Consider the following 6355-nt stretch of genomic DNA (forward strand, 5'->3'; position numbering starts at 1 on the left):
GGCCTCGCTAGGCTGGGACGCATGAGCAGCGACACCGGCCAGAGCACGAACGAGGGCGCGTTGTGGGGCGCCCGTTTCTCCGGCGGGCCGTCTCCCGAGTTGGCGGCGCTGAGCCGTTCCACCCACTTCGACTGGGATCTCGCGCTCTACGACATCGCCGGGTCCCACGCGCACGCCGCGGCTCTCGAGGCCGCCGGGTACCTGTCCGCCGACGAGGGGCGTGACATGCACGCCGGCCTCGACGAGATCGCCGAGCGCGTTCGTTCCAGCGCCCTCGTGGCCGCCCCGGGCGACGAAGACGTCCACGGGGCTCTCGAGCGGGTGCTGATCGAGACGGTGGGTCCCGCGCTCGGGGGCAAGCTGCGCGCGGGTCGCAGCCGCAACGATCAGATCGCCACGCTGGTGCGCCTGTACCTGCTCGACCACGCCCGCACGATCACCCGCGAGCTCCTCCGGCTGATCGATGCGCTGGTGTCGCAGGCGGAGGCGCACGAGTCGGCCATCATGCCGGGCCGCACCCACCTGCAGCACGCGCAGCCCGTGCTGCTCGCCCACCACCTCCAGGCCTACGGCTGGGCCTTCGTCCGCGGCATCGAGCGCCTCCGTGACTGGTCGGTGCGCGCGTCCGTGTCGCCCTATGGCGGGGGCGCCCTCGCCGGAGCAACTCTCGGCCTCGACCCTCAGCTCGTCGCCGACCGTCTGGGCCTCGCCCGGCCGGCCGAGAACTCGCTCGACGGCACGGCGTCGCGCGACGTGGTGGCGGAGTTCGCCTTCATCGCGGCGATGATCGGTGTCGACCTGTCCCGTCTGGCCGAGGACGTGATCCTCTGGAACACGCGCGAGTTCGGGTTCGTCACGCTGGACGACGCGTACTCGACCGGGTCGAGCATCATGCCGCAGAAGAAGAACCCCGACATCGCGGAACTGGCTCGCGGCAAGGCCGGACGACTGATCGGCAACCTCTCCGGTCTCCTGGCGACGCTGAAGGGGCTTCCGCTGGCCTACAACCGCGACCTGCAGGAAGACAAAGAGCCGGTGTTCGATTCCGTGCGCACGCTCGAACTCGTGCTCCCGGCGTTCTCGGGAATGATCTCGACCCTCCGATTCCACACCGACCGCATGGCTGAGCTCGCCCCGCAGGGCTTCTCGCTCGCGACCGATGTCGCCGAGTGGCTCGTCCGCGGGGGCGTGCCGTTCCGCGACGCCCACGAGATCTCCGGTGCGCTGGTCCGGGCGTGCGAGGTGCGGGGGATCGGTCTCGAAGATGCCGATGACGCACTGCTGGCCTCGGTGTCTCCGGCCCTGAATCCGGCGGTGCGCGAGGTGCTGACGGTCGAGGGCTCTGTCGCCAGCCGCACCGGAGTCGGCGGAACCTCGCCGGCGCGGGTGGGGGAGCAGCGGGAGGAGCTCGTCGTTCGCGCGCAGGCGGCTGCGCGCTCGCTGGTGTCCTGAAGATCAGCTTTTCGCTTATCAATCTCGCTTTATAAGCGTTAGGCTTATCGCATGAGCGTTGCCGTCATCGCCGACATCGTCGCCTCGCGTCGCCTGAGCGACCGCGCGGGGGCGCAGCGCGTCATCTCTGAGACCGTCGCCGAGGTCGAGGAGGCGCTGCCGGTCGCGACGTCACCGCTCACGGCCGTGGTCGGTGACGAACTGCAGGGGGAGTATCCGACGTTGGCGGCCGCCCTTGCGTCGCTTCTCCTGATACGTCTCGCTCTTCCCGAGGGGATCGACTGCCGTTTCGGCGTCGGGGTGGGCGAGGTGCGTCCCATCGCGATCGAGGGACGCGAGCTGCCCGAGGGGCCGGCGTGGTGGGCGGCGCGCGCGGCGATCGAGCAGGTCGAGCGACTGCAGCAGCGCGCCGCGCCGCTCGCGCGCACGTGGATCGAGCTGGCGGAGGGAGAGGATGCCGGCATGTCCGAGACCATCGCGCTGGCCACCGCCTACGCCCTGAGCCGCGACCAGTCCGTCTCCGCGATGAGCGACCGCGCGCGTCGCCTCACGTACGGGCGCTGTCTCGGCCGGTCGCAGCGCGAACTCGCCGAGCAGGAGGGCATCAGTCAGTCCGCGGTGTCGCAGGCGCTCGCCTCGGCGGGCTCAGCCGGCATCGTCGAGGGCTACGAGGTGCTGGTCGCGCGGGTACGCGCATGATCGCGGCGGGGTTGCTGCTCCTCGCGGTGGGCGGGGTCGACCTGCTGCGCCAGATGATCCGCACCCGCCGTTGGGTCGCCTTCGCCGTCGCCGGCGTGCTGCTGGTCGTCGCCTCGGCTGGTCTCGACGCCCTGATCGCCGGTGTGCTCGCCGTCGCCGTCGCCGCGATCTGGACCTGGGTGCTCCCCGAGAAAGGACCTGCCCGCGCGGGGCTGTGGCCCGTCGCGCTGCTCGCGCTGGGGGCCGCCGCGTGTGTGGTCGTCGCGCCCGGCCGGACGCGTCCGGGCCTGATCGGCGCGGCCTGGGCGGCCTACCGTCCCGGCGACGCGGTGTCGATCGACGTGGTGGTCCTCGTGGTGGGATGCCTGGTCTTCCTCCTCGAGTCGGGCAACGCCGTCGTGCGCATCGCCCTGCGCTCGGAGATGGGCGGGGCCCCGGGCGACCAGGACGCCGCCCCGACGCTGAAGGGCGGACGGCTCATCGGCCCGCTCGAACGCATCCTCGTGTTCGTGCTCACCCTCGCCGGCGCCTACACGCTGCTGGCTGCGGTGCTCGCGGCGAAGGGCATCGTGCGCTTTCCCGAGATCTCGCGCGATCGTGACGACGGCGACCGCGCCGAGTACTTCCTCATCGGCAGCCTCGTCAGCTGGGTGACCTCGCTCGCCGCGGCGTTCCTCGTGTGGTGGGGTGTGCACGCCGGCTGACAAGCCCCCGAGGCGCCCCATCGCCGCGGGGTAGGTTCGGAGCGGCGAGACAGGGGGGTCGAGATGGGCGACGCGCAGCCGGGGTGGTACGACGCAGGCTCGCCGGGACGTGTCCGCTGGTGGGACGGCACCCGGTGGACGGCGCACGAGGCGCCTATCCCGGCGCTGGGGGCCGCATCCGCGGCGAAGTCGCCCGCGCCATCTCCTCACGTGGCGAACCCGCCCGTGGTTCTCCGCCCCGAACCGACCGCTGCGCCGGCCGGGTGGTATCCGGCACGAGCGGGAGAACTCCGCTGGTGGGACGAGAAGATCTGGACGGGTTCGCGCGTGCGCGACGGACGTCCCGGAATCGACTGGGCCACGATCGACCAGCCGGCGCTCGCGTGGGCGATGGGGGCGGTCTTCTTCGGCCTCGCGATGATGCAGGCGGTTTCGAGCATCGCGTTCGGGGGAGTGTCGTACATGCCCCTGCTGTGGATGGCGCTGTCGGGGCTGTGGTTCGCGATGGCCGTTCAGACCACCCGTGTGCGGAGCATCCCGGCGCCGAGCGGAGCGTCGGACGCGCCCGCGATCGTCCGCCCCCTGCCCGGAGCGACGGAGGGACCGGGTGCCGGCTGGTTCCCGATCAGTGGCCAGGCCAGCAGGTGGTGGACCGGTACGCGATGGGCGGATTACGTGACCTCCCGTTTCGGTGTGCGACCGACCTTCCACGCGTCGCAGGCGCTGACGACCCTGCGCATCCTCGCGTGGGCCCTCGCCGTCCTCGCCACCCTCGTGCTCATCGGGGGAGTCGTGATGCTCGTCGTCGCCGACGGGGACACGCTTCAGCGCGTCGTCGGATGGGTGTTGGTGGGAGGTGCCGTCCTGTTCGCCGCGCTCAGCGCCGCCGTCCTCGTCGCGGCCCGCGCGCAGACCCGCCTGCTCCTACTGCCCGGCGACCCGCCGGCGGGCCCGCCCCACGCTGACGGGGCGCATCGTCCCGTCTGAGCGGCGGGTCTCGGCATCCGGAGGTCCTCGAGCCCGCTGGTAGCCTGAACCGGTGTCTGCCTCCACCGATGCGGCGCCCGTGAGCGCCCTCGCACCCGCCAACGACCCGACGTTCGACAACGTCTGGGACGAGCTGGTCTGGCGCGGCCTGGTCCACGTCTCGACCGACCAGGACGAACTGCGCGAACTGCTGTCGGGGGAGCCGATCGTCTTCTACTGCGGGTTCGACCCGACCGCGCCGAGTCTGCACCTGGGCAACCTGGTGCAGCTGCTGACCATGCGCCGCCTGCAGCTCGCCGGACACCGCCCCCTCGGGCTCGTCGGCGGCTCGACCGGGCTCGTCGGCGACCCGCGCCCCACGGCCGAGCGCACGCTCAACACGCGCGAGACCGTGGCCGAGTGGGTGGCGAGCCTGCGCGCCCAGGTGGAGCGCTTCCTGAGCTTCGAGGGCGATAACGCAGCCCGCATGGTGAACAACCTGGACTGGACTGCCCCGCTCAGCGCGATCGATTTCCTGCGGGAGATCGGAAAGCACTTCCGCGTCGGAACCATGCTGAAGAAGGACGCGGTCAGCGCGCGCCTGAACTCCGAGGCGGGCATCAGCTACACCGAGTTCAGCTACCAGATCCTCCAGGGCATGGACTACCTCGAGCTGCACCGGCAGTACGGATGCGTGCTGCAGACCGGCGGGAGCGACCAGTGGGGCAACCTCACCAGCGGCACCGACCTGGTGCGCAAGGTCGAGGGCGTCTCCGTGCACGCGATCGGCACACCGCTGATCACGAACAGCGACGGCACCAAATTCGGCAAGAGCGAGGGCAACGCCATCTGGCTGGATGCCGACATGTGCAGCCCGTGGACGATGTACCAGTTCTGGCTGAACACCGATGACCGCGACGTCGTCGATCGGCTGAAGGTGTTCACGTTCCTCACGCGCGCCGAGATCGAGGAGTACGCGCGTCTGGTCGAAGAGGAGCCGTTCCGTCGCGCCGGGCAGAAGCGCCTCGCGCGCGAGGTGGTCACCACGGTGCACGGGCCGGATGCCGCGGACGCGGTCGTCGCGGCGACCGAGGCCCTGTTCGGTCAGGGCGACCTGACGGCGCTGGATGCCGCGACCCTGCGCAGCGCCCTGGACGAACTCCCGCACGCGTCTTTGCCCGCGGGCGCGACGGTGGTGGACGCCCTCACGGCGACAGGTCTCGTGAGCAGCTTGAGCGAGGCCCGGAGGGCGATCGCGCAGGGCGGCGTGTCCCTGGACGGTCAGAAGGTGGTCGCGGACGACGCCCCGGTCACCGGCGCGCTGCCGGGCGGGGTCTCCGTGCTGCGGCGGGGCAAGAAGACACTGGCCGGCGTGTTCATCGACTGATGCCGTTCACGCCGAGCCATGCCGTCGTCGCGCTTCCTTTCGTGCGCACGCGGCTGGTGCCGGCGGCCGTGGCGATCGGGGCGATGACGCCGGATCTTCCGCTGTTCTTCCGGGGGATGTGGCCGGATTACTCGACGACGCACGACCCGGTGTGGATCGTGCCGACGGCGATGTTGGGGCTGGTGCTGCTGCTCGTGTGGCGTTGCGTGCTCCGGCCCGCCGCCCGGGAACTCTCGCCTCGCTCGATCGCCGATCGGCTGCCGGTCGCGTGGGATGCCGGCTTCCGCGCGGGGGTGCGCGAGACCTTCGCGGGAGGGCCCGTGGCCTGGCTGCTGCTCTTCGCGTCGCTGGCGCTCGGCGTCCTCACGCACATCGCGTGGGATCTGCTCACGCATGAGGGACGTCTCGGCGTCCAGCTCCTGCCTGTGCTGGAGCAGCAGTGGGGCCCACTGCCGGGGGTCAAGTGGCTGCAGTACGGCTCGGGACTCTTCGGCCTGATCGTGCTCGGGGTCTTCGGGGTCGTGTGGTGGTCGCGCCGGAAGACCGAGACGGCGAGACGGGCGTTTCCGGATGCCGTGCGGATCGTGTGGTGGCTGTCGCTTCCGGTCGCGTTGGTCGTGGCTGCCGTGATCGCGCTCGCCGTGAGCTCGGCCGCAGGTACGCCGATGAGTCCGACCGCGCTGGTCTACGCCGTGCTGACGCGCGTCGCTGCGGTGTGGGCGATCGCGACGGTCGCGCTCGCTGTGATGGTGTCACTCCGCCGTCGGCGCGATTTCCGCGTTTTTCCGCGGTTGTGAGGGTGCGACACGCCCGGGGTGCGGTGTGGATTGGACGAGTGGGCCGGATCCGCGTAACTTATTACTTGTTCGCCCCACAGGGGAGAGCGGAGCGGCCGAAAGGCCCCGCGTCCTCTCAAGCGGTGAACCACCCCGATCAGAACTTGCGAGCTTCGGCTTCAAGGTCTAACATCGGATTCTGCCACTCGGCGCTTGTCTTCCATGACTGAATCCTCGGATTTTCGTGCGATTTTTAGCGCGGTGGCACATATAGAAGTGAACTGCCTCACGGTTACGGTCTAGGGACTGGTTCTGTGGGTGCGTCCGTTCCTTGAGAACTCAACAGCGTGCACTTGTCAAATGCCAATTTA

At 70.4% G+C, this 6355-nt stretch carries 6 protein-coding genes; all 6 read left to right on the forward strand.

Going from position 1 to position 6355, the window contains the following annotated elements; genetic code table 11:
* Positions 1–21: 21 nt before the first annotated feature.
* The 6 genes from argH (at position 22) to BGO45_RS16590 (ending at position 6005) form a co-directional block, all read left to right on the forward strand.
* Positions 22–1452, forward strand: a complete 1431-nt coding sequence (gene argH, locus BGO45_RS16565; RefSeq protein ID WP_292696326.1) for an argininosuccinate lyase — start codon at positions 22–24, stop codon at positions 1450–1452.
* A 51-nt stretch (positions 1453–1503) separates the two neighbouring features.
* Positions 1504–2151, forward strand: a complete 648-nt coding sequence (locus BGO45_RS16570; RefSeq protein ID WP_292696327.1) for a SatD family protein — start codon at positions 1504–1506, stop codon at positions 2149–2151.
* The gene (locus BGO45_RS16575) at positions 2148–2855 is read left to right on the forward strand and encodes a hypothetical protein (RefSeq protein ID WP_292696329.1); all 708 of its coding nucleotides are present in this window, start codon (positions 2148–2150) and stop codon (positions 2853–2855) included. The genes BGO45_RS16570 and BGO45_RS16575 overlap by 4 nt, the downstream gene beginning before the upstream one ends.
* A 63-nt stretch (positions 2856–2918) precedes the next feature.
* Complete coding sequence (locus tag BGO45_RS16580; protein WP_292696331.1) at positions 2919–3842, forward strand: DUF2510 domain-containing protein; 924 nt, start codon at positions 2919–2921, stop codon at positions 3840–3842.
* Positions 3843–3894: 52 nt separating this feature from the next.
* Positions 3895–5208, forward strand: a complete 1314-nt coding sequence (gene tyrS, locus BGO45_RS16585) for a tyrosine--tRNA ligase (protein ID WP_292696333.1) — start codon at positions 3895–3897, stop codon at positions 5206–5208.
* On the forward strand, positions 5208–6005 hold the full coding sequence (locus BGO45_RS16590) for a DUF4184 family protein (protein WP_292696335.1): 798 nt from the start codon (positions 5208–5210) through the stop codon (positions 6003–6005). Before tyrS ends, BGO45_RS16590 begins: the two co-directional genes overlap by 1 nt.
* Positions 6006–6355: the final 350 nt, after the last annotated feature.

Origin of the sequence: Microbacterium sp. 71-36 (assembly GCF_001898305.1) — a bacterium.
Taxonomy (GTDB): Bacteria; Actinomycetota; Actinomycetes; order Actinomycetales; family Microbacteriaceae; genus Microbacterium.

Bases quoted from the DNA above. Each gene is read 5' to 3' on its own strand.
- argH (WP_292696326.1), top strand. From the start codon at position 22: ATGAGCAGCGACACCGGCCAGAGCACGAACGAGGGCGCGTTGTGGGGC.
- BGO45_RS16570 (WP_292696327.1), top strand. From the start codon at position 1,504: ATGAGCGTTGCCGTCATCGCCGACATCGTCGCCTCGCGTCGCCTGAGC.
- BGO45_RS16575 (WP_292696329.1), top strand. From the start codon at position 2,148: ATGATCGCGGCGGGGTTGCTGCTCCTCGCGGTGGGCGGGGTCGACCTG.
- BGO45_RS16580 (WP_292696331.1), top strand. From the start codon at position 2,919: ATGGGCGACGCGCAGCCGGGGTGGTACGACGCAGGCTCGCCGGGACGT.
- BGO45_RS16590 (WP_292696335.1), top strand. From the start codon at position 5,208: ATGCCGTTCACGCCGAGCCATGCCGTCGTCGCGCTTCCTTTCGTGCGC.